Source organism: Mycetohabitans sp. B46 (genome assembly GCF_037389205.1).
Lineage (GTDB): Bacteria > Pseudomonadota > Gammaproteobacteria > Burkholderiales > Burkholderiaceae > Mycetohabitans.
Genome location: NZ_JADBGL010000009.1, coordinates 59,212 through 83,343, shown reverse-complemented (window position 1 = coordinate 83,343; position 24,132 = coordinate 59,212). Strand labels below are relative to the sequence as shown.

Genomic DNA, 24,132 nt, shown 5'->3' with positions numbered 1-24,132 from the left:
CGCACAGCGTACCCGCGACACGCGCGCACGCGCAGCGGCGGCGCTACGTGCCCGGTGCACACACCGACGCGAATCGTTGAATGTGCATGCGCAAACCGCGACCATCTCCTCCACGCTACCTACCGTCCGTTACGCCTCCCATGCCAACCTTGGAACACCCTCCCAGCAAGTCGAAGTGGTTTCGCATCGCCGTCGAAGGCGCGACCACCGATGGGCGCACCATCTCGCGGGAGTGGATTGCGCAGATGGCGAAGAACTACAGCCGCACGTTGTACGGTGCACGTGTGAATCTCGAACACATTCGCGGTGTGCTGCCCGATGGACCATTCAACGCGTATGGCGACGTGCTCGCACTTGAAGCGCGCGATGAGACCGGCGAGTTTGCCGGCAAGGTGGGGCTGTATGCGCAGATTGAACCGACGCCTAATCTGGTCGAGCTTACGCGCGCCAAGCAAAAGATTTATACGTCGTGCGAGGTGGACCCCTCGTTTGCCGACACCAAGCAAGCGTATCTAGTGGGCCTGGCGGTGACCGACAGTCCAGCGAGTCTGGGTACCGAGATGCTCACGTTCGCCGCCAGCGCGCAAGCGAACCCGCTTGCGCCGCGTAAGCAATCGCCACAGAACGTGTTTTCCGAAGCGATTGAAACTGCCATCGAATTTGAGCCAACCGCCCTATCACAGGAGCGCAATGAGTCTGTTTTTTCAAAAATCGCCGACATTTTGGGGCTGGTCAAAAAGAAGGAGCAAAGCGACGACGTACGCTTGACCGACCTCGCGTGTGCGATCGAGGCGATCGCCCAACACAGCGGCGACCAACATACACGTGTCGAGCACTTGGCCACGCGCCTCGATCAGTTGAGCGCCGACTTGGCCGCCGAGCGCGACGCGCATGCGGCGACCGCACATGCCCTGGCTGACCTGACCACGGCACTGTCCAAGCAAAACAGCGCGCCGCGCCCGGTGGCACTGGGTCAGCGTGGCCCAATCGCCACCGATTGCTAACCCGCTCCTCTTTTACGTTTTCCGGAGACCGACTCCATGCGCAACACCACTCGGCAAAAGTTCAACGCGCTCACCGCCCAGCTTGCCGAACTCAATGGCGTGCCAAACGCAGCCGAAAAGTTCACGGTCGAGCCCAGCGTGCAGCAAACGCTTGAGAATCGGCTGACCGAATCGAGCGAATTCCTGCAACGCATCAACGTGATTGGCGTGGCCGAGCAGCAAGGCCAAAAACTAGGCCTGGGAGTGGGTTCACCCATCGCCAGCACGACCGACACGTCGGTGAAAGACCGCACGACGGTCGATGTCACGGACCTAGATCCGAGTGGGTACTTTTGCACAAAGACCGACTTCGATACGCACCTGACTTACGCGAAGCTGGATGCATGGGCCAAGTTCGACGATTTTCAAATCCGCGTGCGCGATGCCATCGTCAAGCGCCAAGCGCTCGATCGCATTTGCATCGGGTTCAATGGCACGAGCCGCGCGGCGACCTCCGATCGCCAGCAACACCCGCTATTGCAGGACGTCAACAAGGGCTGGTTGCAAAAGTACCGCGAACAGGCCCCGGAGCGCGTGCTTGGTGAAGGCAAGGCATCGGGCAAAATTGCCATTGGTGGCGCGGGCGCTGACTTTGCCACGCTTGATGCGGCCGTCTACGATGCGCTATCCAATCTGGTCGAGCCGTGGTACCAGGACGACACGGCGTTGGTGGTCATCTGCGGTCGAGGCCTGCTGCACGACAAGTACTTCCCCATTCTGAACACGCAGAATGTGCCCAGCGAGCAAATGGCCGCCGACATGATTGTGGGCCAAAAGCGCATCGGTGGGCTGCCAGCCGTGTCGGTGCCGTACTTCCCCGCCAACGCGTTCTTGATTCAGCGGCTGGACCACTTGTCGATCTACTGGCAGGAAGGCGCGCGGCGCCGTGCAGTCACCGACAATCCGAAGCGCGACCGCATCGAGAACTACGAGTCGTCGAACGACGCCTACGTGGTCGAGGACTTTGGCTCGGGCTGTCTCGTGGAAAACATCGAGATTGCCGCCAAGCACGATGCGGCCGACGACACAAGCCGGGCCCGCGCGAAGGATACGCCGTGACCAGTCTGGCCAAACGTCACATCGAGCGCGTGCGGGCTGCCAAGACGGCCACGCTGGCGCAATCGGGCGAATCGCTCGTCGGGGCAAGTCACTATGAGTTGATGCTGGCTAAGCTCGCCAGTGACAAGCGGCGCTTGAAGGCGATTCAGTCCATGGCCCGCAAAATCGACGTGAAGCGCGAGGTGCTGCCTGACTATGCCGCCTATGTGGACGGTGCCCTTGCAGGTGGGCGCGGTGCGCAGGACGATGTGCTGATGACCGTCATGATTTGGCGCATCGACGCCGGCGATTATGCCGGCGCACTGAACATCGCGCGGTACGCGCTGCGGCATGGCTTGACGCTACCCGACCAGTATGAGCGCTCGACGGCTGCCGCCATCGCCGAAGAATTCGCAGATGCGGCACTGGCCGCACTGCGCGAGGGTGGCCCGTTCGATGCGACGCAGCTGGCTGAGGTGCACGCACTCACGCAGTCGTGCGACATGCACGATCCGATCCGTGCGAAGCTGCACAAAGCGTTGGGGCTGCTGGACATGCGAGCCATCGGTCGCGACAGCCTGGATGACGCCAGCGATCGAGCACGAGCGCAGGCGGCCTTGGCGAGTCTGCGCGAGGCATTGCGGCTCGACGCACGATCCGGCGTAAAACAGTGTCAGCAGCACGTTGAAAATGACCCATTGCCAGCACATTGGATTTGACCCACCCGGTTAGGATGGGCCCTTTTTGGAGGGCCAGTGCTTACAAGGGAGGTAATCGTGGAAATACGTGTGTTGGCCCGCCAAGGAATGGGAATAAGGGAGATCTCGCGGGAACTGGGGCTGTCGAGGAACACCGTGCGCAAGTACTTACGTAGCTGTGCCGAACAGGAACGCGTTGTTCGATCAGGGCGCGTGCACAAGCTCGATCCGTTCAAAGCCTATCTGCATGATCGAGTTCGAGGGGCATATCCCGCGTGGCTGCCGGCGACGGCACTGCTGATCGAGATTCGCGCAATGGGCTACGATGGTGGACTAACGAGGCTTCGGGCCTATCTGCGATCGCTGAAGTCGGTCAAAGCGCCCGAGCCACTGGTGCGTTTCGAGACCGATCCGGGCCAGCAGATGCAAGTGGACTGGATCGTGTTCCGACGCGGCAAGCTGCCACTGTCGGCTTTCGTCGCGACACTGGGTTACAGTCGGGCAAGTTACGTCGAGTTTGTGACGGACGAGCGATTGCCGACGTTGTTGGGTTGTCATGAACGCGCGTTCGACTTCTTCGGCGGCGTTGCGCGCGAGGTCCTGTACGACAACGTCAAGACAGTCGTGATCGGCCGCGACGCCTACGGCCCCGGCCTGCACCGCTATCAGCCGGCCTTCCTCGACTTCGCCCGGCATTATGGATTCGTGCCGCGACTGTGCAAACCCTACCGGGCAAAGACCAAGGGCAAGGTGGAACGCTTCAACGGTTACCTTCGCCGAAGCTTCTACAATCCGCTGGCGAGCCGGCTGGCCCAGGATCGACTCTTGCTTGACGCGACCACGGCCAATACCGAGCTCGTGCGCTGGTTGAGGGACGTGGCCAATGTGCGCATCCACGGCACGACCGGACAGCCGCCGCTGGATCGACTCCTGCTCGAGCAGCCGAAGCTGCAGCCTTTGCCGCAGCCGTGGCGCGCGAGCTTGCCCTGTGCCTCTGCGCCAACGATGCCGCCGCCATCACGATTTGATGATACGCCGCTGCAGCATCAACTGTCGGTTTATCAGGCTTTGCTGATGGAGGCCCGCTGATGGACATCCAGCACGAGCGAATCCTCGAAGCCTGCCGGCAACTGCGTATCGATACGATGGCAGAGCAGTACAGCATGTTGGCAGCTCGGGCGGCTGCCAACCAGCTTACGTTTGCTGACTTCTTCGAGGCGCTGTTGAAAGCCGCGATGGACGCGAAGCACACGCGGACCAAATCCATGTTGCTACGCACGGCAGGCTTGCCTGTTCTGAAGACACTGGAGGAGTTCGACTTTACGTTCGCCCACGGCGTCACAAAGAAATCGGTGATGGAGCTCTCGTCAATGGCCTTCGTGGAACGCGCCGAGAATATCGTACTGCTCGGGCCAAGCGGGCTGGGCAAAACGCATCTGGCGATCGCGCTCGGTTATATCGCGACGCAGATGGGGATCAAGACGCGCTTCATCTGCGCGGCAGATCTCGTTATTGCACTGGTCGCAGCGGCTCGACAGGATCGACTGGCCGACTTCCTGAAGCGCAACATCATGAACCCACGGCTGTTGGTTATTGATGAGGTCGGTTACCTTCCGCTGGGCCGGGACGAAGCCAATCTGTTCTTCCAGGTGATCGCCAAGCGCTACGAGAAAGGGTCCGTGATCGTAACGAGCAACTTGCCGTTCGGGCAATGGGACCAGACATTCGCTGGCGACCAAACGCTTACGGCCGCGCTGCTCGATCGACTACTACACCACAGCCATGTTCTGCAGATCAAAGGCGAGAGCTACCGGCTGAAGGACAAACGTAAAGCCGGGGTGATCCGCTCCCACGCATCCGAAAGTGCTGAACAGCAGCTTCAGATGCACGCGTAAGTGGTGAGCAGCAACATCGCTTGACCCTGGGTCAGGCGAAACCGATGACCAGCAATCTAGGCTGACCATGGTCAGACAACCTGCTGGGCATCAACTTGGTGAACCGGGTGGGTCAAATCTAATGTGCTGCATACGAAAGCAAATGGGTCACTTCTAAGTTGCTGTTGACAACAGACCATCGCTCGACTCGAATCGATGTTGAGCGCCGCGCACGGCTCAGCCGCGCGTTTGTGACGAGCCCCTACGGCCATGGCGGCACCGGCGTTCCTTCGCCACACCTGACGGCAACGCGATGCGAACGTCGGTCCACCGCCATCTACCGACCTCGAAACCATGAGCGGCTTTTTTGCCATCCCCGATACGCCCGGCCGCGCGCCTGCGCGCCCGCCCGCTACACCAGGCACCGTCGCCAACGATGGGTGGTTTCCTGATATCGATCTTGCCGGCCTGCGCGACGCGATGCGGCTCGATGGCACCGTCACGGACGAACGGCTGCGCCTGGCCACACTGGACGCGCTCGCCAGCGTCAATGACGAATTGGCAACATGGCAGGCTGCCCAGGTCGCGGACGGCCACACCGATCTAGCCAGTGTGCCAGCACCGCACGTCGATGGTGTCAGTGTGCACATCGTGCGTTATCGCCGGGCGATCTATCACCGCGTGCGAGCGGATGTGCTCGAGCAGTATCGCGGCTACGACACGACCAAGGCAGGCGCCAGCCGCGCTGAAGATGTCACGGACGCGGTCAGCGAAGCGCGGCGCAATGTGCGATGGGCGATCAACGCGATTCGCGGCATCCCTCTGTCAACGATCGAGTTGATCTAATGAAAGTCATCTCACGCCAAGGCGACACGCTCGACGCGCTGTGCTGGCGCCATTACAGACGCACCGACGGCACCGTCGAAGCCGCGCTGCAAGCCAATCCGGGATTGGCGGAGCTGGGCGTGATATTGCCGATCGGCACCGTCGTCGAGCTGCCCGACGCAAGCGCAATCGCGAGCACCGCGCCACTTGTGCAACTGTTTGACTGACCTAAAGGAGTTGCCCCGATGACCGAACCGAATCTGACCACCGCCGCGGCGCTCTCTAGCGCCATTAGCGTGGCCAGTGTGCTGCCCGGCGTGGATGGCAATGCACTGATTGGCGCGTTCACCGGCGCGGCGCTTGTCGTAGTGTCGTCCAGGGACATGGGGCTACTCAAGCGTGCGGCGTATCTGCTCATCTCGCTGGTAATGGGGTACCTCGCCGCGCCGGAGATCGTGCAAGCGACGCCGATCCGCTCAAGCGGCGTGGCCGCGTTCTTCGCTGCGGCACTGGTCATCGTCGTGACGCTGCAATTGATCGAGCGGATCCGCTCAGCGGACTTGTTCGCGTTTTTGCGCAAGGAGCGCTAGGCATGCCAACGCTTGCGCTAATTACACTCGCCGCGCATGGTGCCGCGCTACTGCGCGTGCTGACCTATCGCCGCGTGGGCGCCCGACATCGGCCGGGCATCGCATGGCTGGCGTGGACGCTCGCAGTCGCCCTAGGCGGCTCGATCATCGATCGGCTGCTGCAAGAGCGTCCGGCGGATTGGTTTGACGCGGCCACGGCCGTCTTGCTTGCCGCGTTCACGTGGGCCGTGCGCGGCAACGTCGCGCGGCTGCTCGGCGCTGGAGCGCATACGCGATGAAGCCGCTGCGCCTGGGCGATCAAGGTCAAGACGTCGCACTGCTACAGCGGCGGCTGATCCGCGCCGGCTACGGGCCGCAGCTCACGCATGTGTACGACGCGGCAACCGAGGCGGCCGTCACGGCCTTGCAGATTCACACCGGCCTCGTGGTTGACGGCATCGTCGGACCCAAGACCATGGTTGCACTTGCACGCGGCAAGCCAGACCCCAAGCACCTGACCGACGCGGATCTCCTATGCGCGGCAGAAACGCTTGGTGTGCCGATTGCGAGCATCCGTGCAGTCAATGAGGTCGAGTCGCACGGCGCCGGTTTTTTGCCTGACGGCAGACCCACGATCCTGTTCGAGCGACATGTGTTTTGGCAACGACTGAAGGCGCGCGATCTCGATCCAGTGCCGCTCGCCGTGCAACACCCAAACATCGTCGCCCCGGTGCGCGGCGGCTACCACGGCGGCGCGGCGGAATATACGCGGCTGGCAATCGCCGCTCAAATCGAGTCAGTCGCCGCGCATGAGTCGGCCAGCTGGGGCGCGTTTCAGATACTGGGTCAGCATTGGGCACGGCTCGGCTACGCGAGCGTCGACGACTTCGTCGATCGCATGCAGGCAAACGAGGCCGAGCAGCTAGACGCATTCGTGCGCTTCGTAGCGGCGGACCGCCGGCTGCTCGCCGCGTTGCGTGGGCGTCGATGGGCGCAGCTTGCGCGACTCTACAACGGCCCCGGTTATAGCCGCAATCTGTATGACACCAAGCTTGCCCAGGCCTATCGCAAATACGCGCGGGCCACCGAGCTTGCCGCCTGAAAGAGACCGCATGAAGGAAACTGCATGAGATGGGCGCCTTTTCGCTGGACGCTGGCAGCCGCCGCGCTGCTGGCGATGGTTACCGAGTGGCATGTCATCCGTACATTGCACGTGCAACTGGATGGGGCGCGCACCGCTGAGCGGCGCGCCCTCCAAATGAGCATCGAGCGTGACGCGATTATCGAGCGATTGTTGCGCGATGCACGCGAGAAGGACGCGCAGCGTGCGCAACTCGAACGCATGCGCGCAGCAATCGACTCAACGCTCGCAGCCTACCAAAAGGCCTTTCGGAGATTGATCGATGAAAACAAGACCGTTCGCACCTGGGCCGGTACTGCTCTGCCTGACGATGTTGTGCGCCTGCACAGCTGCCCCGCCATTACCGGTGCCAAGCATTACACTGAACGCATGCGCACGCGTGTGGCCGTGCACGATGCCGTCAATGGCGCCGCGCACGAACGGTGAATTGGCTGAGTCGCTGAGCGCGGCCCGCGCCGCGTGGGCCGCCTGTGCTGCACAGGTTGACATGATCGTCGAGTGTCAGGGTGCCCATCGCGATGAATAAGCCCGCGAGCTTACGCGCTGCTCTCGTGGCCGCCCTTCCACCCCTGCAGTCGGCACCCGACGCGTTGAGCGTATTCATCGACCACGGCACGCTAGTGGCCACCGGTACGCGCTCGCTATCGTTTGAGTATCGGTATGTACTTAATGTGCTGCTCCTGGACTATGCAGGCGACGCCGATGCGGTGATGGTGGCGATTATCGAATGGGTACGCGCGAACCAGCCCGATCTGGTCACCCACGCTGAGGCACGCGAGGACGGCATCACGTTCGAGGTGGATCTACTGAATCACGAAACGGCAGATTTATCAATCAAGCTTAAACTCACCGAGAGCGTCGTGGTGCGCACCGATGCATCGGGCCGACGCGTGATTGAGCATGTCGCCGACACGCAGATGAATGCAGGCGAAGCGATAACCTGGTCCGACCAATCATGGACGATCTAACCGCATTCGAACAATGGGCCAGCACGCTGCTCGCACGGCTGTCGCCGGCAGGCCGGCGCAACGTGATGCGCGACGTGGCGCGCGCACTGCGGCAGGCGCAAAAAGCCCGGATTGCTGCGCAGCGCAACTCCGATGGCACCCCATACGCACCACGTAAGGCACGCGCTGGCCCTAAGCGGCTGCGTAACAAGCGCGAACGAATCAAGCGCACGATGTTCGCGAAGCTGCGCACCGCGCGGCTGATGCGCACCGAAGTCAGCGAACACGAACTGGCCGTCGGATTCGTTGGCCGTGTCTCGCGCATTGCCCGCGTACACCAGTTCGGTGAGCGCGAGCGGGTTGCACCGCGCGGACCGTACTACCGATATCCGGTGCGCGTGCTGCTCGGCTTGACTGACACCGATCGAAGGCTGATTCGTGAGCGGCTGCTGGCCTATGTATGTGAGTCACTGAGCGCATAGCATGCTATGCCTTCTAGCTGTGTCAATCGGCCGCCCCTGCCCCGTACACCGATAACTGTGCCCCGTCACAGCTGCTTCTGACGTTCTGATCGACAATGTGGTAACCGCCGGAAATTTAGCGATCGCGGCATATCGCTACGCTTATCCGCCGGCTTTCAGCTACGCTATGGCGCAGCATCACTTCACGTTGCGTGCGTCTAATCTTTTGCCCAGCCTGCCGATGGACTTTGATCTGAATGCCGCTTTGAACGACTACCGGGCCTACATCTGCGCGTTGGAATCGTGCCCACAACCCGCCGCGTCAGCGCCGCCACGACAGCCGTCGGCCAGCGGTGCGTTGATTAACACGTCGGCCAGCAGGCCAACAACATACCAAGACCTGCCGCCCGAACTGATTGAGCGAATCGGTGACTACGTGCCCGTGCAAGAGGTGAGCAATTTTTCAGCAGTCGATCGTCGTACGTATCATACGATGCAAAGTCGGCGCCTAGTCTACCGTTACTGGCAACGAGCCAATCAGGTCACGAGCCTTGAGTCGATCAACCGCATTCTGGAAGAGATGGACAGCGTGCTGAAAGATCCGGCGCAGCACGTCGAACCGCTTGAGGCGCTGCGCCAGCGGTTGAAAGCGTTGCCGTGGGACGAGCAAAGCGAAGCCTTCAAACGCGTGTACGCGGCCGCGCAGCGCATTCCGAAGGACGGCGTGCGAATACAAAAGGCGATGTTATGCATGTTTCGTGAATTGCTTGGGCTCCAGCGTGCTGAAGCATTCGACTTCGCTCACGCGTTGGCCGAACAGCGCGGCCCCGGGCAAGACAACGTCTGGAGGGAATTGGCGATCGCGCTGTGTTCTTTGCTAACTGGCTCGCCGGCGCTCATCGAGCGTTATCAGGTACTTCTAGCGCGGCTGCCATCGTTGAGCGTGGCCGAGCAAGCAGAGCTGATCCTGAGCTTGTCCGGTCTACTGTGGCGTTTTGATGATAGAGTCAGAACAAACCCGAGCCTGTCCACGCTGCATGCGGTCTTGCGCGACCATGCCTTGCGCCTTCCTCCGTCTTGCCAAGGCGATGCAGTCGGCACGCTGGCGGTCTCCGCAAAGCTCTTGCCCGAATCGGAGCGGCTTATCCGTTACGCGCAAATGCGCGACCTGGCCTTATCGCTACCGGACGATCAGTGGGGCCTCGCATTGCGCCGTCTGCCTGCAGGCCTCGACATGTTGCCGCCCGAGCAACGTACACAAGAGTTGGCCTTATTTGAGCGCCATTTAGCGCGTGTGCCGGAGGCGCAGCGTGAGAGGGTGGCGCACGGACTGCTGTCAAGCACCCATTACCTGGATAAGGCGCAGTCACAGCGGGTGTGGCTGCAAGTGTTGAGTTTGTTCAATGGCCGGGGGGAGGCGGCATTATCGAGTTTACTCACCGGAATACCGCCGTATTACCTGCATCACCAATGGCGATTTGCCAGGCGTGAGGTCATCCGCTTTATGGAAGCCAATCGATTTTCCGAGGCAGCGCGTGCCCGCATTCTGGACAGTGTACCGTGGTGGCAAGAGTCATGGCTTAGATATGAGCCATCTTAACGGCGACGGCATGGAAGGCAGGCTGTGGTGTTCGCCTCATAAGTGTCCTTGACACCGGTGGCACGTGCGTTGATTTCGGCTAGGCGGTTGACTTTTCGCGTTGCCGGTTTGTTGCGCCACTCGGGTGGATACATTGGAGCTGTGAACCTTTCTTTGGAGGTGCTTCAATGGATCCGTCATCGTCACGCATTTCGACTCCGAATGTTTCTTACCCGCCATCCGTACAGACAGGCAGTTCGAGTGCTCCCCTGCGCCGGCCCCCGCAAGCGACCCAGCAAGCTGCATCCGGGCCGATCTCCAATCTGGCCGCATTCTCTTCCAAGGTACGCGAAGTCGCATCAGAAACCGTATCAAATGCAGGTGCAGCGATGGCAAATTGTTGCTTGCCACTTTGCCCAAGCTCCAGCTCCGGCTCGGAGGGAGAAAATAGGCCATTGGAGATTCAACCCATACCACGTTCATTCATAATTTCAAACCTGCTCAGCAGCGATGGGGAAAATCCTCTAAAAAGTTACCAAACGACTCGGTCTCAATGGTCATGACCTGCCCCCTTGGTTAGGGCCAGCCGGCTTCTAGCAAAGTCCTTTTAAACCAGCTCCTGGAAAGCGGCAGGAGCATCCGCTGTTGCCCGATATTTCGCCGCAAACTGTGCGGGCGAAAGGTAATTCAGTGCGCTGTGCGGCCGTTGCTCGTTGTAGTCCTGGCGCCACGCGGCAATAAGCGCGCGAGCGTGCGCGAGACTCGTGAACCAGTGTTCGTTAAGGCATTCATCGCGGAACTTGCCGTTGAACGATTCGATGTAAGCATTCTGCGTCGGCTTGCCCGGCTGAATCAATTTTAAGCTCACCCCGTTAGCATACGCCCATTGATCAAGCGCCCGGCCCGTAAATTCCGGTCCCTGGTCCGTTCGCAGTGCTTTTGGATAGCCTCGGAAACGCGCGGCGCGCTCCAACACTCGCGCGACATACAAGCCGCACATGCCGTAGTCCACCACGATATCCACGGCCTCTTTGGTGAAATCGTCCACGATGGTCAGGCACTTCAGACGCCGCCCATTGGACAGCGCGTCCATCACAAAATCGATTGACCACACCTGGTTTGGTCCGCTTGGCAACGCCAACTGCTCGCGCTCAATCATGACGCCGTGGCGCCGTCGACGGCGCCGTACGGCAAGCCCCGCTTCACGATAAAGGCGATGCACGCGCTTATGGTTCGCCTGGATACCCTCGCGCTCCATCATCGCGTGTAATCGCCGATAACCGAACCGCCGACGCTCGTGCGCCAGTTCCACCAGGCGAGCCCTCAACACATCATTCTCGTGGTCCAGCTTCGCTTCGTAATGCAACACGCTGCGAGAAAGCCCGACAAGCCGGCAGGCGCGGCGCTCGGAGATATTCACCTTCTTGCGAATCGCCGCGACTGCTTCGCGCTTGGCTTGCGGGCTCAGGGCTTTCCCTTGACGACAACCTTTAACGCTTGCATATCGAGCATCGCCTCGGCCAGCAGCTTCTTCAGCCGCGCGTTCTCGGTTTCCAGCTCCTTGAGCCGGCGCGCTTCTGACACCTGCATGCCGCCAAACTTCGCGCGCCACGTGTAGAACGACGCGTCACTGAACCCGTATTGCCTGCACAACTCTTTGACCGGCCTGCCGGCCTCGGCTTCCTTCAGAAAACCGATGATCTGTTCTTCCGTAAAGCGCTTCTTCATGTTCGTCTTCTTCTCCGAAAACGAACTTTACTAAACTCCGGCCGGCCCTGTTTGCCGGGGGCAGGTCAGTCAGAAGGAGAGCATCGCACCCACTCCCAGCATGCCTTGGACATCGCAAAAAACGCCTTAGCAAGCGAGCAAGCGGATGACGAACGGGCTATACATGACCTCAAGAAAATGAACGAGGGGCTGTGTTGGAGTGTGCCCAGACACTGTGCGGTCCGAGCGGGGATTATTTCCGAGGCCGCGAGCAAGTCGATGGGCAACATGAGTGGTTCATTTGATTTGATCTCATTGGACGACTCCAAGGTCGACAGCGCTGAAGCGCTTAAAGCAGTGAAGCCCGGCGATGTCATCGGCTTTTTCAATCTCAAACGCCAGGAGGAACACCAACTTATTCACGTGATGATCAGCAGCGGCGAAGGCAAGGCCATCGGGCGCGGAAATGGCTGCCTTGTCAACGATCCTAACAAGATGGAGGAGTTGGCGGATACTACAGAGATTGATCTGGTTGAGCTTTTTAAAGGGCAATGGACAGAAAACGGTGAAGTCACTCCCCAAAAGTTAGTTCTCGCCCATCGGCCCATCAGCGAAATCGGCAAAATTCCTTCATCGGCGCAACCGAGCGGCCAAGCCTCTACCTCCGCGCAACCGAGCAACGAAGCCTCCACATCAGCACAAGCGTGATGACCGAATGACGCATGGCTCACTCAAGGCAAGCTGCGTAGCTTGCCTTGCCACACGGGCTGTATGGTCTCGCTGAAGTGCGGATTGGAAAGCCGAGCCGATGCCCGGATTTTTTTCCGACACCCTAAGAACAATTTGCAGGCTGCGTTCCAATCTCGGTTGTAAACGGCTGCCAACTGCGCACTACGCGGCTAATGCGCACCGAAACCAGCGAACACGAACTGGCCGTCGGATTCGTTGGCCGTGTCTCGCGCATCGCCCGCGTGCATCAGTTCGGTGAGCGCGAGCGGGTTGCACCGCGTGGACCGTACTATCGCTATCCGGCGCGCCGGCTACTTGGCTTGACCGACGCCAAGCGAAGGTTGATTCGCGAGCGGCTGCTCGCCCACGTACTAGCGTAACGAGCAACCCGCATCTGCTATGCCTGTGATCGGCGTCGCATCGCAACATCGCGGTACCGTGCATTAGTTTCACAGCCTATCCAGGCTAGACCAGCCTCTTTGGCCGCCACCAGAAATGTGCCACTGCCGGCGAACAGATCACACACGATGCCATCCGCAGGGACCAACCGCACAATTTGGCGCGCGAGTTCAAGCGGCTTTTCGGTCAGATGCCGCTTGGGCAAACCGAGCGCACACGGAAACACACCCGGCAGATAGACGTCGCGCTGACGTATTGGTCCATTGCTCGCCCATACGATGAACTCAGCCTGTTGCTTGAAGCCGCCGCGCCGCGGACGTGCGCGCGATGGCGTCTTGTCCCACACCGCAATACCACGGTGGATAAACCCGGCGGCCTGTACCACGTCCGTGATCGTGGGCAATTGTCGCCAGTCGATAAAGCAAACGAGCAGCCCACCGGGCTTCAGTGCCCGGCGACTCTCAGTGAGCCATGCATGGCACCAAAACGCCCACGCGCGCTGGTCCATGTTGTCACACTCGAAATCCTCATAGACCGCCTTTGTGCCATCGTGGATGTATTTTTGCATTGGCGGCTGTGCACGCGTGCTCGCATGTAAGCCGCCCGACGAATACGGCGGATCAGTGAAGACCATATCGATCGACTGACCGGGTAATTCGCGTGCGAAGTGCAGCGCGTCGCTCGGATGCAGTCGATTCACGATCTCGGACAGCGCGTTGGAACAGGTAGGCGTAGCACTCATGCGGATCAAGCGATAAAGCACGGCGGAGCCACATTGTCTGATCGGTTTGCGTGCCGCGGCACAATGCGCCGGCTGTGTGGGCAGCCGCGACATAGGCCAATACGTGCACCGCGCTCGCGTGCCCGGCAACATAGGCGACATGGATGCCAACGAGATGTGTCGCCTGATCGTCAACCTGATCCGCAAGGGCGTGGTACTGGACGTCAATTGCGCGAGCTGCCCGCCGACCTGCCGAGTGGCCGCCGGTGACGCAACCGATTCGGGAAGTGCAGGCTTGCAGACCAACTGGATTCCATGGGTGACGCTTGCGGCTGGCACCACGCGTGAGTGGCTGCCACCAACGAAGGGCGAGCAAGTGCTGCTGTGCCCAATGGGCGACCCTGCGCAAGGCGTCGCGCTGCGTGGGCTGTTTTCCGACTGCGTTGACACGCCGTCACGCGCTCCAGCCGTGCACACGCGCGTCTATCCGGATGGCGCGCAGCTCGTGTACGACCATGCGAGCCACACACTGAGCGCTACCTTGCCGGACAGCGCCTGCGTGCAAATCGTGTCACCCGCTTGCGTCACCGTGCACACGAGCACAGCGATCATCAAAGCCAACCACATCACGCTCGACGCCGAGCAAACCACCTGCACCGGCGCCTTGCTCGTCCAAGGCCCATTTGCGTTCGAATCGGGTATGACGGGGCATGGCGATCAAGACAGCGGATCCGGCGCAACGATGACCATCGATGGACCGGCTCACTTCACCGGCGACGTCACGTCACAAGGCGTGAGCCTGCCACACCACACGCACCGCGATCAGGGCGACGGGCAACTAGTGAGCGCCCCGCAATGACAGGCATGCACGCAACCACGGGCCGAACGGTCACCGGCTTAGCGCATTTGCACCAGTCAATTGCGCGCATCATCACCACGCCGCTGGGTACGTGTCTTCAGCGCCGCACGTTCGGCTCCGACGTGCCAGAACACGTTGACGCGCCCAACAACGGCACGACGCGCACGCGGCTGTACGCGGCCATCGCTACCGCGCTGATGCGTTGGGAGCCACGACTGATCCTCACGCGCGTGCAGCTAAGCGGCGAGTCCGCCGACATGCAAGCGGGCAGGCAAACGGTCGATATCGAAGGCATGACGGCCGAGACCGACGAAGCGTTCAGTGTGCGTGTGCCGATGTCCGCTTCGGGCCCGGGGAGCCGCCTGTGAGCACTACCCCGATCGACCTGTCGCAGCTGCCTTCGCCCGATGTCATCGAGCCGCTCGATTACGAAACGCTGCTTGCGCAGCGCAAGGCGCGGCTGATTGCGCTGTACCCGCCCGACGAACAAGCACAGGTCGCCGCGACGCTCGCGCTCGAGTCCGAACCGATGGTCAAGCTCCTGCAAGAAAGCGCGTACCGCGAACTGATACTGCGCCAGCGCGTGAACGATGCGGCGCGCGCGCTGCTGCTCGCGTACGCGACCGGTGCCACGTTAGACCACCTGGGTGCACTGTTCGATGTCAAGCGGTTGCTTATTTCTGCCGGCGACCCTCAAGCCGGCCGCGATCCGGTGTATGAGAACTGCGACGATTACCGCGAGCGTATCCAACTGGCCCCACGCGGCTTTTCGGTCGCCGGCCCGCTTGATGCGTACGTTTTCCACGCGCGCTCGGCCGATGGCCGCGTGCTGTCGGCCGACGCGTACAGCCCGTCGCCGTGCGTGATGGTCGTCACGATCCTGTCGCGCGAAGGTGACGGCACAGCCAGCGACGCGCTGCTGGCCGTCGTGCGCGAAGCATTGGAAAAAAAGCGCCCACAAACGGACGAAGTGATCGTGCGCAGCGCCAAAATTGTCCCCTACACGATTCGCGCCACGCTGAAGTTTTTCGGCGGACCGGACCGCGCGGTGGCGCTCGCGGAAGCAAATCGGTGCACCACGCAATTCGCACGCGACATGCATCGTATCGGCCGTGAGGTCACGAAAGATGGGCTGTATGCGTCGATGCGGGTGGCCGGCGTCCAAAAGGTGTTACTCGACACCCCTGCTGACGGCGTACCCGTAACCCGCGATGAAGCGGCCTATTGCACCGGTATCGAGCTGATCGACGGTGGGGTGGCCAATGAGTGAGCTACTGCCACCGAACGCGACGCGACTGGAGCGGCGTCTTGCGACAACGAATGCGCGCCTGTCGGACATCGCAGTGCCGCTGGGCACGCTGATGAATGCCGACTCAGTGCCGCTCGCGCTGCTGCCGTGGCTAGCTTGGCACCTGGGCGTTGACACGTGGAAGGACTACTGGCCCGAATCGGTCAAACGCGCGCGCGTGGGGGCTGCGATTCACATCGCCCGTCAAAAGGGCACGGCCGAAGCGGTGCGGCAAGTGTGCGCGTCGTTTGGCGCGCATGTCGCGATGCGTGAATGGTTCGAGCAGACACCGAGGGGCAAGCCCGGCACGTTCGAGATTGTCGTGACCGTGGGCGAGCGCGGTGACCTGCCCTGCACGGCGCAGTACGTGGCCGACATCATCGCCGAAGTGGATCGCGTCAAACGCGGCAGCGCGCACTACACGTTCACGCAGCACACGGTGCGAGCCGGAACCGTGGGCGTGGTCGCGGCGACCCGCATGGGGCTGTACCAGCGTCTTTTTCTCTCTGATGTTTGACATGGCAGGCACGCTTATTACTGTCGCCGACGCGTTTCGCGCCGCGCTGATTGCGCCCGGTCACACGGGCACCACCGCGCACCGGGTCACGCACATTGGCCTGTGCACCGCGTCGTTTGATGCGTCGAACCGATCACTGACGCAGTTGCCCTATGAGCTTAAACGCATTGATACGTTTGGCGGGCAACCGATCGACGCGACGACGATCCACATCACGATGCACGACGACTCGCCCGATCAGTATGCACTGTATGGGTTCGGGCTCTACCTGGAGGACGGCACGCTCGCCGCGTATTACAGTCAACCGGTCGGGCACGGCCCGATCATGGAAAAATCCGCGGCCGCCACGCTGCTGCTGTCCACTGATATCCGCTTCGTGACGATTGATGCGGCCATGCTCGAGTTTGGACCGGCGTCATTCTTGAACCCGCCGGCAACGACTGACGCGCGCGGGGTTGTCGAACTTGCGACACAGGCCGAGGTCAACGCCGGCCAAGACAACTCGCGGGTGCTCACGCCGTACACTGCCGCGCGTCGCTACGCCCCGCGCGATTGGGTGCTCACGCATGCGCTGCCATTGCGCGGGAAGCTTGATGCGCACGCGGATTTGAACACGCTCGTCGCCTCGGGCATCTATCACCAAGCGTATCAGGCCGGACACGCGGCGGCCTCCTTAAATTACCCTGTCCCGGTGCCAGGCCGGCTGCAAGTGTATGCGGCCGGGCGCACCGTGTACCAAACCTATTCGCTGTTTAACAGCAGTGTGCATTACACGCGCGTGCGCTACAACGGCGTATGGAACACGTGGCGACGCCTATTGGATGATGCTTCTGACGTGCTGGTCAGCGGCATCGGCGCGTTCTATGGCACGCTCGCCGACCTGCCCACGCCGCGCGCGGGCGTGATATTGGGTGCGAATAGCGGGGGACGCATTGCTTTTCACTGTCCGCACGCGCCGGCGGACCAGCAGGTTTGGGACGTGAAGACAAGCACCAATGCGTTTGACGCGCGCCTACTTGATGACACCGGGGCCACGATCCGCCCTTGGCTAACGGTCAATCGTACGGGCACGAGCGTCACGACAGTGCAGCTTGCGCGCAGCGGCGGACGCGTGTTGATCGGCGAAAGCGCCACCGACGACGGGGCGAGCACGCTGCAAGTAGCCGGTATAGCGACCGCCGCCACACCTGCCGTCGGAGATGTGTCACGCAAGCTCGCGACGACACAGTTTGTTGCCAACGCGATCCGTGAGGCGTCCATCGGTCAAATCATCATCGAGGCGCGCACCACCGTGCGGGCGGGCTGCCTGAAGCTGGAGGGCGTGCTCATTCGCCGCGACGATTATCCAGAACTGTGGGCCTATGCACAGTTCTGCGGTGAACTTGTATCCGAGGAAGCCTGGCCCAATCACTCTGGATGCTTTTCGAGGGGGGACGGTAAGACAACGTTTCGGATCCCCGAGGTACGCGGCGAGCACCTACGCTTTTGGGATGACGGACGCGGCATGGATCCAGGCCGGCGCCTTGGCACGTGGCAGGACAGTCAGAACCGCCGACACGCCCACATGGCAAAAGCCACGTGGGCGGGCGAACATCACCATACGGGAACAACCGATGAACAGGGCCATCACCAGCATGGCGGTCATGCCCACCCTGTTGGAGATCACCAACACATATCGCCATGGGGTGAAAACCACCCTTGGTATAACCCCCCCTGGGGACATCATGGCGGCAATAATCTAATCGGCTCAGGCCGTACCGACGGCGACAACGTATGGGGGATGACCAGCTGGAGCGGCGCGCATGGCCACGGTTTGCAGATCGACCCCGCAGGTCTGCACCGCCATACCGTGCACCTCGACGCAGACGGCGGGCACACTCATGGCGTGATCATTAATCACGACGGCGGCAGGGAAGCGCGCCCGCGCAACATCGCCCTGCTCGCGATGATCCGCGCCTACTAATTGCAATAACGGTCACCTCCTATGCTGATCCACCAATACGACCACCAAACCGGCCAATACGTCAGCAGCCGCCTGGCTGACCCGGACCCAATCAATCCAACCCGTTGGCTCATCCCATCTTGCTGCACCGACGTGCCCCTGCCCGAGCGCCAGCGCAACCAATGGCCATTTTTTCGCGACGGCGCATGGGTGCTGCTACCCGACTTTCGCGGCCAGCGCCTGTTTCGCAAAGTCAACGGCGCAGCGGCGGAAATCCTTGCCCCCGGCATCACCGCCGACGATGCGGGACTCACGCCGATTCCGTGCCCCGGTGACGAATACGTGTGGACAGACGACGGCTGGCAGATCGATCCGCGCATCGTCGCGCAGCGCGAGCGCGACGCGGCAATGCGCGAATTCGACCAGCGCATGAGCGAGGCGCAGGCGGCCAACGCAGGCAAAGCCGATGCATACGCGGCTGGCCTGCTGTCCGACGAGCAGGTGGCCCTGTTCAAAGCGTGGAGCCATTACCAGATGGAACTCGTCCGCGTCGTCAATGCCGCTGACTTTCCGACCCGCGTCCAATGGCCGGCGCCCCCGGATGAGCAGGCCATTGTCACCGAAGCGCTATCGGAGCGCGTGCTCGCGCAGGTGCACGAGCAAACAGCACATCGCGCGTCGCGCTACGCCGTGCAACACGCCGATGACGCGTCGCTCGACGACGAGCCGGTGCCCGAGCTCGATACGGACACCGCCTCCACGCCCGATATCTCTGATAGCGAATAGCCGACCATCGTTACCCCATGACCTGCCACCGAAGGAGTGTTTAACATGCCGCAGGACTACCACCACGGCGTGCGCGTCGTTGAAATCAACGCAGGCACGCGCCCGATTCGCGCTATGTCGACGGCTATCGTCGGCGTTGTCGCTACCGCCGACGATGCCGATGAAGCGACGTTCCCGCTCGACACACCGGTGCTTGTCACCCACGTCGCATCGGCGCTGGGTCAAGCCGGCGAGTGCGGCACGCTACGCAAGACGCTCATCGCAATCAGCCAGCAAGCTCAGCCCATCACGATCGTTGTGCGGGTGGCCGAAGGTGACGACGAAGCAGAAACCACCAGCAATGTGATCGGCACGGTAACCAACGACGGCCAGTACACCGGCATGAAAGCACTGCTCGCCGCGCAAGCGAAGTTTGGCGTCCAGCCGCGCATATTGGCCGCACCAGGCTTGGATACCGCACCGGTGGCGGCCGCCTTGGGCTCGATCGCGCAGGCGCTGCGCGGCTTTGCGTATGTGTCGGCTCACGGATGCAAGAGCAAGGAAGAAGCGGTCGCATACCGTCGTCAGTTCGGCCAGCGCGAGTTGATGGTGATCTGGCCGGATTTTCTGGCCTGGGACGACACAGTGAACGCCACGGTCGTGGTCCCCGCCACGGCCTACGCGGCCGGACTGCGCGCAAAGATCGACAACAATATCGGCTGGCACAAGACGCTGTCCAACGTCGCTGTCAATGGCGTCACAGGTATCAGCCATGACGTGTTTTGGGACCTTCAAGATCCCGCGACCGACGCCGGCTACCTGAACGAACACGAGGTCACCACGCTGATCAACCGCAACGGGTTCCGGTTCTGGGGCTCGCGCACGTGCTCGGACGATCCACTGTTCGCGTTTGAAAACACCACGCGCACCGCGCAAGTGGTCAAAGACTCGATTGCGCAAGCGCAGATGCCGGTGATCGATGGCCCGCTCAATCCGTCGTTACCCCGCGACGTGATCGAAAGCATCAACGGCTGGTTCCGCGCGCAGCGCGCCGCCGGCTATCTGGTGGGCGGCACGTCCTGGTTCGATCCCGAGCCGAACACGGCCGACGTGCTCAAGGCCGGCACAGCGTACATCGACTACGACTACACGCCGGTGCCGCCACTGGAGAACCTACTGCTGCGCCAGCGCATCACCGATCGGTATCTGGTCGATTTCGCCGCGCGCGTGGCAGCCTAATAGGAGGGATTGACGATGGGAATGCCCCGAAAGCTTAAAGGCTTCAACCTGTTTCACAACGGCACGAACTTCGTGGGCCAAGTGGAAGAAATCACGCTGCCCAAGCTCAAGCGCAAGATGGAGCCGTGGCAAGGCAGCGGCATGAGCGGCCCGGTCAAGATCGACTTTGGCAATGAAGAGATCCAGCTCGAATGGACGTGCGGCGGCTTGATGGTCGAAGTGCTCGAGCAATTCGGCGCGATGCAGCACGACGGCGTGCTGCTGCGTTTTGCGGGCGGCTATCAACGCGAGGACAGCACGGACTACGACGCGGTCGAAATCGTCGTCAAGGGGCGTCACGAGGAAATCGACTTTGGCAGCGCAAAGGCCAAGGAAGACACCAAATTTAAGGTGACGACCAACGCGAGCTACTACAAGCTAGCCGTGAACGGGCGCGAGCTTATCGAGCTGGATTTCATCAACATGGCCGAGCGCATCAACGGCATCGACCTGGCAAGCGGGCTGAGTCAAGCGATCGGCCTATAACACACTGCCCACGCTGCGCGCGGACCACTCATTCGATCTCACTACCGACCCGAAACGATCATGACCCAAATCGACACTACGAACACCGAGACGAACACCACCAAACTTGAGGCGAACGCTACCGAGCTTGAAGCGAGCACGCAGCACACGCACACCTTTGACACGCCGATCAGGCGCGGCGAACACAGCATGACGCAGGTCACCCTACACAAGCCGACGGCCGGCGCGCTGCGCGGCACGGCGCTCACCGCGCTCGTGAATCTGGACGTGGACGCGTTGCGCAAGGTGCTGCCGCGTATCAGCACACCGACGTTGACCGAGATGGACGTGATCAATATGGACCCGGCCGACCTCGTGGCGCTTGGGGGGATGTTCGCCGGTTTTTTAATGCCCAAGGCGCTGAAAGTGAGCATGGAATCGCCGAGCGCGTAGAAGACGCGATGGCCGACATCGCGACAGTCTTTGGTTGGGCGCCGCACGACATGAACAGCTTGAGCCTTGCCGAGTTGATGGACTGGCGCGAGCGCGCCCGGATACGGAGCCCACACCCGTGACGATGGACAACGCGCTCAAACTGCGGGTCATGTTCGACATGATCGACAACTGCACCCGGCCCCTGAAAACTATGCTCAACCGCACCAAGGGGCTCGCGCAGTCACTCCAGCACACGCGCGCTGAGCTTGCCGCGCTGGGCAAGCAGCACAAGGCCGTGGCATCGTTTCGCCAGATGCGCACGGGTCTAGCCGCGACCGCGTCAAAGCTCAACCAAGCGCGGGCACGCGCCAAAGGCCTGGCGGCTTCGTTGCACGCGTTTGGCCCACCCTCGCGCCAGATGATCGCTGACTTCGAAGCCGCGAAGCGGGCCGCGGCACGGCTATCCGGCGAGCACGCAAAACAGGCAGCACGCGTGCGCGAGTTGCGCGACGAACTCTCCAGCACAGGCATCCACACGCGCAATCTTGCGCAGCACGAGCGGGCGCTGCGCGCAAGCATCGCGTCCACGACTGCGGCGATGCAATCGCAAACGCGCCAGCTTGAAGCGATCGCCGAGCGCGAGAAGCGGCTGGGCGCGGCACGTGGCAAGATGCATGCGCTGCAAAGCGCGGCCGGCGGCATGGCGATCGGTGGCTACGCCGCGCGCGCCACGGGCACACCGATGCTGGGCGGGCTGCGCCAAGCCCTCAACGAAACGAGGACCGTGCAGACCGAGCGAGCGCGCATCACGGCGCTGGGCCTAGGCAAGCAGGTGACACAGGACGCCGAGCAGTACGTGCGCTCGATGAAGATGATGGGCGTGAGCACGTCGGAGAACATGACGCTGATGCGCGACGCGCTGTCGATCTTCGCGGACGAACACCACGCGCAGATGGCGCTGCCCACGCTGGCAAAAATGAAGTTTGCCAGCGAGGCGATATTCGGCGCCGAAGACGCGCACGCGAATGAAGAGCAGTTCATGAACATGCTCAAAGTCATCGAACTGCGCGGCGGTACAAAGGATCAAGCGGCATTCGAGCGCGAAGCCAACTACGTGCAGAAAGTGTTGTCCGCCACAGGCGGGCGCGTCGGCGGCGACGAGTGGCGCAACGTCATCCAGCGCGGCGGTGTCGCCGCAAAACAGATGCGCCAGGACGCGTTTTATTACCAGCTCGAACCGCTGATTCAAGAAATGGGCGGTGATTCGGTTGGCCAAGCGCTCATGTCGGGCTACCAAAACCTGATTGAAGGGCGCACGACGGTGCGCGCGTCGCGTAAACTGATGTCGTTGGGACTGCTCGATCAGCACAAGGTCGAGTACGATCCGCTCGGGCGAGTCAAGAAGTTCTCTGACGGTGCGCTACTCAATTCGGAGCAATTTAAGGCGTCGCCCTTCGAATGGTTAGAGCAAACACTGCTGCCCGCTCTAGAAAAAAAGGGCATCACCGAAGAAAAGCAGGTATTGAGCGTGATCGGCTCAATTTTTACGAACCGTACCGCAGCCAACCTGTACTCGACAATGTTCTTGCAGCGCGCCCAAATGCATAAAAGCGCGAAGCTTAGCCAGGGCGCGTATGGCATCGAGGACATGCACCAGCTCGCTCAAGCGCAAACGAGCGGCAAGGAGCTAGACGCGTATGCGAAGCTGCGTGATCTTAAAAACGAAATCGGCGAACGCGCCGCACCGATGTACAACGCTGCGCTGGACAAGACGCGAGAACTTGCCGACAAGCTACTGAAGACAATCCAAGCGCACCCGCAAGCGACAAAAGTGGTCGTCGCGCTGGCGGCGGGCCTGGCCGCGCTGCTCGCCACCGTCGGGACGTTCGCGATCGTGCTAGCCGGCGTACTGGGGCCGCTGGCTGTCGTGCGGTTCAGCCTGACCACGCTGGGTATCCAAGGTGGGGTACTACGCACCGTCTTCGGCGCACTGGCGTCTTTGCTGCGCAGCGCGCTGGTGCAAAGCGCTGCCGTGGCTTCACGAGCCTTCGCCCTGCTGGGGCGGGCCATCATGGTGCTTGGCCACGCCGCGCGCGCACCCGTTGCTCGCCTTCATCTCGCTGCTTGCCACCGCGGCCTTCCTCATCTGGCGAAACTGGGATACGCTCGGGCCGAAATTCGCGGCGCTATGGCAGACGATCAAGGGCGCATTCGGTGCGGCTTTCGATTGGATTCAGTCGAAATGGGACGCAACGCTTGCGTGGATCAAATCGAAGCTAGGCGGTATGGGCGCTTGGTTCGGCGACATTGGCGCGCGCTTGACGGAAATCGGGGCACACTTGATTGACGGGCTGGTCGGCGGTATTACCAGCCGGCTAGGCAAAGTACGAAACGCGATTGCGGGCGTGGCCACGAGCACGGTCGATTGGTTTAAGGACAAGCTCGGCATCCATAGCCCGAGCCGCGTGTTTGCGACGCTTGGCGGCTTTGTCAGCGAAGGCGCGGCGCTTGGCATACAAAATCAGCAGCGACACGTCGCGAAAGCCGCGCTTGGCCTGGCGACCACCGCCGTCGCGTCGTTCGGCACGCCGGCGCTCTCGGTGAATGCAGCGCTCGCCAGGCCGGTCGCGCCGCTCGTGTCGCCCACCGTGCCAATCGACAGCCGGCCGCCGCTCGCCACGGCCCCGACAGCGCAGACGCCGGCGTCGCCACAGCCGACATCGCACGTGACCATCAACATTTACGCACAACCGGGGCAAGACGCGCAGGCGATCGCACGCGCCGTCGAGGTGGCGCTCGAGCGCCGCGAGCGGGCCAAGCGCGCGCGCGCCGGCTCGCGCCTTTCCGATTGA

General features: G+C 61.7%; 30 protein-coding genes and 1 pseudogene. 29 read left to right on the top strand and 2 right to left on the bottom strand.

Features of this window, described 5'->3' with window-relative positions:
• Positions 1–149 precede the first annotated feature (149 nt).
• From IHE30_RS11375 to IHE30_RS11305, 15 genes and pseudogenes are all read left to right on the top strand, one after another.
• Positions 150–1,004, top strand: a complete 855-nt coding sequence (locus tag IHE30_RS11375; RefSeq protein ID WP_337690697.1) for a GPO family capsid scaffolding protein — start codon at positions 150–152, stop codon at positions 1,002–1,004.
• A 36-nt stretch (positions 1,005–1,040) separates the two neighbouring features.
• Complete coding sequence (locus tag IHE30_RS11370; RefSeq protein ID WP_337690694.1) at positions 1,041–2,102, top strand: phage major capsid protein, P2 family; 1,062 nt, start codon at positions 1,041–1,043, stop codon at positions 2,100–2,102.
• On the top strand, positions 2,099–2,800 hold the full coding sequence (gene gpM, locus IHE30_RS11365; RefSeq protein WP_337690692.1) for a phage terminase small subunit: 702 nt from the start codon (positions 2,099–2,101) through the stop codon (positions 2,798–2,800). The genes IHE30_RS11370 and gpM overlap by 4 nt, the downstream gene beginning before the upstream one ends.
• A 36-nt stretch (positions 2,801–2,836) precedes the next feature.
• Positions 2,837–3,868, top strand: a complete 1,032-nt coding sequence (istA, locus tag IHE30_RS11360; RefSeq protein ID WP_443193649.1) for an IS21 family transposase — start codon at positions 2,837–2,839, stop codon at positions 3,866–3,868.
• The gene (istB, locus tag IHE30_RS11355) at positions 3,868–4,674 is read left to right on the top strand and encodes an IS21-like element ISRme20 family helper ATPase IstB (RefSeq protein ID WP_337690689.1); all 807 of its coding nucleotides are present in this window, start codon (positions 3,868–3,870) and stop codon (positions 4,672–4,674) included. Before istA ends, istB begins: the two co-directional genes overlap by 1 nt.
• 333 nt (positions 4,675–5,007) lie before the next feature.
• Entirely contained in the window at positions 5,008–5,499 is a 492-nt protein-coding gene (locus IHE30_RS11350; protein ID WP_337690687.1) for a head completion/stabilization protein, read from the top strand.
• On the top strand, positions 5,499–5,705 hold the full coding sequence (locus IHE30_RS11345) for a tail protein X (RefSeq protein ID WP_337690686.1): 207 nt from the start codon (positions 5,499–5,501) through the stop codon (positions 5,703–5,705). Before IHE30_RS11350 ends, IHE30_RS11345 begins: the two co-directional genes overlap by 1 nt.
• Positions 5,706–5,723: 18 nt before the next feature.
• A complete protein-coding gene (locus tag IHE30_RS11340; protein ID WP_337690684.1) occupies positions 5,724–6,068 on the top strand; it encodes a putative holin in 345 nt (114 codons plus the stop codon).
• 2 nt (positions 6,069–6,070) lie between these two features.
• Positions 6,071–6,346: a phage holin family protein gene (locus IHE30_RS11335; RefSeq protein WP_323073191.1), complete on the top strand. Its 276-nt coding sequence runs from the start codon at positions 6,071–6,073 to the stop codon at positions 6,344–6,346.
• Positions 6,343–7,149, top strand: coding sequence for an N-acetylmuramidase family protein (locus IHE30_RS11330; protein ID WP_337690681.1), 807 nt, complete (start codon positions 6,343–6,345; stop codon positions 7,147–7,149). The genes IHE30_RS11335 and IHE30_RS11330 overlap by 4 nt, the downstream gene beginning before the upstream one ends.
• 24 nt (positions 7,150–7,173) lie before the next feature.
• Positions 7,174–7,527 (top strand): annotated as a pseudogene (locus IHE30_RS11325) (Rz-like lysis system protein LysB); the annotation flags it as partial.
• Positions 7,451–7,714, top strand: coding sequence for an Rz1-like lysis system protein LysC (gene lysC, locus IHE30_RS11320; RefSeq protein WP_337690680.1), 264 nt, complete (start codon positions 7,451–7,453; stop codon positions 7,712–7,714). The pseudogene IHE30_RS11325 and the gene lysC, both read left to right, overlap by 77 nt.
• On the top strand, positions 7,707–8,156 hold the full coding sequence (locus tag IHE30_RS11315; RefSeq protein ID WP_337690677.1) for a phage tail protein: 450 nt from the start codon (positions 7,707–7,709) through the stop codon (positions 8,154–8,156). Before lysC ends, IHE30_RS11315 begins: the two co-directional genes overlap by 8 nt.
• Positions 8,144–8,617 carry a phage virion morphogenesis protein gene (locus IHE30_RS11310; RefSeq protein WP_443193648.1) on the top strand — a complete coding sequence of 158 codons (474 nt, stop codon included), beginning with the start codon at positions 8,144–8,146 and terminating at the stop codon, positions 8,615–8,617. Before IHE30_RS11315 ends, IHE30_RS11310 begins: the two co-directional genes overlap by 13 nt.
• 166 nt (positions 8,618–8,783) lie before the next feature.
• Positions 8,784–10,196, top strand: coding sequence for a hypothetical protein (locus tag IHE30_RS11305; RefSeq protein WP_337690675.1), 1,413 nt, complete (start codon positions 8,784–8,786; stop codon positions 10,194–10,196).
• Positions 10,197–10,782: 586 nt separating this feature from the next.
• On the opposite strand, the gene IHE30_RS11300 is transcribed toward IHE30_RS11305, so the two are convergent.
• Positions 10,783–11,903, bottom strand: a protein-coding gene (locus tag IHE30_RS11300) for an IS3 family transposase (protein ID WP_337688634.1) whose coding sequence is annotated in 2 segments (ribosomal slippage) — positions 10,783–11,645 and positions 11,645–11,903 — 1,122 coding nt in all. Because the reading frame shifts where the segments join, the coding sequence is not laid out codon by codon here.
• 105 nt (positions 11,904–12,008) lie between these two features.
• Here IHE30_RS11300 and IHE30_RS11295 point away from each other — a divergent pair.
• Together IHE30_RS11295 and IHE30_RS11290 are read left to right on the top strand one after the other, a co-directional pair.
• Positions 12,009–12,590 carry a hypothetical protein gene (locus tag IHE30_RS11295; protein WP_337690674.1) on the top strand — a complete coding sequence of 194 codons (582 nt, stop codon included), beginning with the start codon at positions 12,009–12,011 and terminating at the stop codon, positions 12,588–12,590.
• A gap of 152 nt (positions 12,591–12,742) precedes the next feature.
• Positions 12,743–12,991 (top strand): phage virion morphogenesis protein, encoded by a 249-nt coding sequence (locus IHE30_RS11290; RefSeq protein WP_337690759.1) that lies wholly within the window; start codon positions 12,743–12,745, stop codon positions 12,989–12,991.
• Positions 12,992–13,008: 17 nt separating this feature from the next.
• On the opposite strand, the gene IHE30_RS11285 is transcribed toward IHE30_RS11290, so the two are convergent.
• A complete protein-coding gene (locus IHE30_RS11285) occupies positions 13,009–13,752 on the bottom strand; it encodes a DNA-methyltransferase (RefSeq protein WP_337690672.1) in 744 nt (247 codons plus the stop codon).
• A 139-nt stretch (positions 13,753–13,891) separates the two neighbouring features.
• On the opposite strand from IHE30_RS11285, the gene IHE30_RS11280 reads away from it, so the two are divergent.
• Genes IHE30_RS11280 through IHE30_RS11225 form a run of 12 tightly spaced genes read left to right on the top strand, consistent with a single transcriptional unit; the run spans position 13,892 to position 24,132 of the window.
• Positions 13,892–14,590 carry a phage baseplate assembly protein V gene (locus IHE30_RS11280; protein ID WP_337690671.1) on the top strand — a complete coding sequence of 233 codons (699 nt, stop codon included), beginning with the start codon at positions 13,892–13,894 and terminating at the stop codon, positions 14,588–14,590.
• A complete protein-coding gene (locus tag IHE30_RS11275; protein WP_337690670.1) occupies positions 14,587–14,958 on the top strand; it encodes a GPW/gp25 family protein in 372 nt (123 codons plus the stop codon). Before IHE30_RS11280 ends, IHE30_RS11275 begins: the two co-directional genes overlap by 4 nt.
• On the top strand, positions 14,955–15,860 hold the full coding sequence (locus IHE30_RS11270; RefSeq protein WP_337690668.1) for a baseplate J/gp47 family protein: 906 nt from the start codon (positions 14,955–14,957) through the stop codon (positions 15,858–15,860). Before IHE30_RS11275 ends, IHE30_RS11270 begins: the two co-directional genes overlap by 4 nt.
• Complete coding sequence (locus IHE30_RS11265; RefSeq protein ID WP_337690667.1) at positions 15,853–16,395, top strand: phage tail protein I; 543 nt, start codon at positions 15,853–15,855, stop codon at positions 16,393–16,395. Before IHE30_RS11270 ends, IHE30_RS11265 begins: the two co-directional genes overlap by 8 nt.
• Before the next feature lies 1 nt (position 16,396).
• Positions 16,397–18,358: a hypothetical protein gene (locus tag IHE30_RS11260; RefSeq protein WP_337690666.1), complete on the top strand. Its 1,962-nt coding sequence runs from the start codon at positions 16,397–16,399 to the stop codon at positions 18,356–18,358.
• 21 nt (positions 18,359–18,379) lie between these two features.
• Complete coding sequence (locus tag IHE30_RS11255) at positions 18,380–19,123, top strand: tail fiber assembly protein (protein ID WP_337690665.1); 744 nt, start codon at positions 18,380–18,382, stop codon at positions 19,121–19,123.
• A gap of 45 nt (positions 19,124–19,168) precedes the next feature.
• Positions 19,169–20,341 (top strand): phage tail sheath protein, encoded by a 1,173-nt coding sequence (locus tag IHE30_RS11250; protein ID WP_337690664.1) that lies wholly within the window; start codon positions 19,169–19,171, stop codon positions 20,339–20,341.
• 15 nt (positions 20,342–20,356) lie between these two features.
• Positions 20,357–20,866 (top strand): phage major tail tube protein, encoded by a 510-nt coding sequence (locus tag IHE30_RS11245; RefSeq protein ID WP_337690663.1) that lies wholly within the window; start codon positions 20,357–20,359, stop codon positions 20,864–20,866.
• 60 nt (positions 20,867–20,926) lie between these two features.
• Positions 20,927–21,298 carry a phage tail assembly protein gene (locus tag IHE30_RS11240; protein ID WP_337690662.1) on the top strand — a complete coding sequence of 124 codons (372 nt, stop codon included), beginning with the start codon at positions 20,927–20,929 and terminating at the stop codon, positions 21,296–21,298.
• An 8-nt stretch (positions 21,299–21,306) separates the two neighbouring features.
• Positions 21,307–21,420 (top strand): GpE family phage tail protein, encoded by a 114-nt coding sequence (locus IHE30_RS11235; protein WP_337690661.1) that lies wholly within the window; start codon positions 21,307–21,309, stop codon positions 21,418–21,420.
• Positions 21,417–23,627 carry a hypothetical protein gene (locus tag IHE30_RS11230; protein ID WP_443193647.1) on the top strand — a complete coding sequence of 737 codons (2,211 nt, stop codon included), beginning with the start codon at positions 21,417–21,419 and terminating at the stop codon, positions 23,625–23,627. The genes IHE30_RS11235 and IHE30_RS11230 overlap by 4 nt, the downstream gene beginning before the upstream one ends.
• Positions 23,599–24,132: a hypothetical protein gene (locus IHE30_RS11225; protein ID WP_337690659.1), complete on the top strand. Its 534-nt coding sequence runs from the start codon at positions 23,599–23,601 to the stop codon at positions 24,130–24,132. The genes IHE30_RS11230 and IHE30_RS11225 overlap by 29 nt, the downstream gene beginning before the upstream one ends.